A 2,621-nucleotide genomic window follows, 5' to 3' on the forward strand; every position below is an offset into this window, starting at 1 on the left:
CCCAACCGTTTCATGATGCCTTCCTCCTGGACGGACTGGTGTGTCGGACCAGGGCGCGCAACTCGGGAATGCGCTCGTCGTCGAGCGCAATTTGCCAAGGCTGCCCTTTGGTGAGCTGGCGTCCGGACAGCCAACCGCGCTTCAGCCATTTGAAGATCGTCTGGCCGGTGACGCCGAGGGCGTTCGCCGCTCCTTGGATCGAGTAGCTGCCATCCGACCAGCGGGCCGGATTCGCCTCGACTCCGTTGATCTTCACGGTCGGGATCCCCCAGCGCTTGCGCAGCAGATAAACAAGCTTGTTGTCGAACGCCGTTCCACGGCTTGAAAGAAGGCCCTCTGCGTTGAGAATGGCCGCGATTTCGCCGTCCATCTTGCCGGCGGCGTTCAGGTCGCGCACCCGGCATTCCAGGGTCTCGATCCCGGCATAGCCGTCATAGGAATGCACCGTCCGCCGCAGGTCGTGCTCGCTGACCGCCCCGGTCTGCCAGATCAAACGCAGGGACACACGGCCAGGAATGCGCTTCTGGTCCAGGATCGCTTCCTGAAGGACAAGGCGCACGATGCGCTTCCGGTCCGCCGCGGTGGTCGTCGGTGCCTGCCACACCGCCGTGATGTTCTCGCCGATCGCCAGAATTTCGGCCCGGTCCGCATCGTTCAACGGCAGCGGCTGCTCCCGCCGCCAACGGCCGTAGTCGTCCTCGACCTGCTCGGCGGCGCGCAGGCGCTCCTCCCAGGCGCGCTCCAGGGAGCGGGCGACCAACCGGTTCTCCGGCTCGACCGCGTCGTACTGCCGACGGGCGCGTTCGGCCTCGTACCGCGCCCGCTCGCGCCGGAGCGCCCATTGCCGCTCGAGCAGGCGGGCATCCTCCTCCAGGGTGTTCAAGGCCGCGACCGCCAGGGCCACCCGGTCGGGCGCGAGCGCCTCCAGGACCAAGCGCTCCACTTCGGCATCGACCGCGAGCGCACGGACTTCCTGGCAGCCCGGATCGCCGCGTTGAGCCTTGTCGGCGTGGCATCGGTACACCGGATACTCGCCGTGGGGCCCGGAATACCCCAGGGTCATCCGCCGCCCGCAGCGCCCACACACGGCGATGCCTTGCAACAGGGCCATCCCCTTGCGGGGCACCCCCCGGTGGTTGGCCTCGTAGCGGTTGACGTTGTCCGACAGCCGTTTCTGGTTGGCCATGAACTCCTCCCACCCGATGTAGCCGGGGTGAGCGGCCCGCAGACACACCGGCCAGTCCGCCGGAGGGCGCGTCACCGTTCCGCTGCGCGCCGAACCGGACCGTCGGCGGCCGGGATCCTGGAAATGCCGGCCATAGACGTAGGCGCCGGCATAGGCCGGGTTCTTCAGGATGCTGAGCACCCGGCTGCTGTCGGCCGGCTGCCACACCACCGCGTGCGGAGCGGGTCCCCGCAACGGGCGGACCGGCACCGACAGGCCGGCCCGGCGCAGCGCCCGCACGACGGCGTGGGCGCTGCCCAGGTCGCGGAACAGGCGAAACACCAAGTGGAGGCGGGCTTGGACCTCTTCGTCGGGATTGAGAATGATGGCGCCGCCGCTATCCTCCGCCAGCCCGCCGGGCAGCGGCTGACGCAGCTCGCCGCGGGCCGCCTTCTGGCGTTCGCCTTGATGAAGGCGGACCTTGATCTGGTGCAGTTCCGCTTCGCTCATGATGCCCGACAGTCCCAGCAGCAGCCGGTCGTGATAGGCCGTCGGATCGAACAGCCGTTCCCCGTCGGCGATCAGCACGCCGAAGAGCCCGCACAGTTCCACCAGTTGGTACCAGTCGCGGTTGTTCCGAGCCAGGCGGGAGGCGTCCAGGCTGAGCACAAGACCGGCGTGGCCCAGCCCGATCTCAGCGATCAGCCGCTGGAATCCCTGTCGGCCGTCGCTGGTGGCCCCGGAACACCCAAGATCCTCATCAATGACCTGCACCCGTTCCCGTGGCCAGCCCAGCGCGAGGGCACGGTCGGCAAGGCGGTATTGCAGTTCGGTGCTTTCCTGATGCAGGCGCACCTGACCGACCGACGACTGGCGCACGTAGATGAAGGCCAGCTTGGCGCGGTGCGCCGTGGTGATGCGTTCCTCACCGGGGAGCGCCGCGCTCAGCACGGTGGGTCTCCGGGACGGCTCGCGGACGCGGCGCGCTCATCCGAACCAACATGGCAGCATAGGTCGCAACGATCCTCCGCCGCACGTCCATCGGCAACGCCGCCCACAGCTCCGGGGTGGCCCCCAAGGCCACCGGTGGCGGCTGGGGATGAAGGTCGATCCGCGGCGTTGACGCGAGGCTGCTCATCGGCGGCCTCCTCTCTGGAAACCGTCAACAGCGCCCGCAGGCAATTCGCCAACGGCAGCAGCGTGCGCACGGAAATGCGCGCCTCGCATGGCTCGCGTGGCATGCTCCCGTCCGTAGCCGGAACGAGGTCGGTGGCCGCCCGACGCACATGCCGGCGCCGACCATCGGGCAGAAGGACCGTCAGCCAGTCCGGACCGCGGCTGGATGCCTCCGGGGCGACCTGAAGCCGTTGGCCGTAAAGGGAATGCCGCCGACTGGTGATCACGACGTCAGTGATCAGCCGCTCCGCGTCAGCGGCAGTCTGTGATGATCGGGGAT

At 68.6% G+C, this 2,621-nt stretch carries 1 protein-coding gene; it reads right to left on the reverse strand.

Features of this window, described 5'->3' with window-relative positions:
• Nucleotides 1-10 precede the first annotated feature (10 nt).
• Nucleotides 11-2,116 (reverse strand): recombinase family protein, encoded by a 2,106-nt coding sequence (locus DS837_RS33195; protein ID WP_211102458.1) that lies wholly within the window; start codon nt 2,114-2,116, stop codon nt 11-13.
• Nucleotides 2,117-2,621 lie beyond the last annotated feature (505 nt).

Origin of the sequence: Azospirillum brasilense (assembly GCF_008365405.1) — a bacterium.
Classification (GTDB): Bacteria; Pseudomonadota; Alphaproteobacteria; order Azospirillales; family Azospirillaceae; genus Azospirillum; species Azospirillum brasilense_D.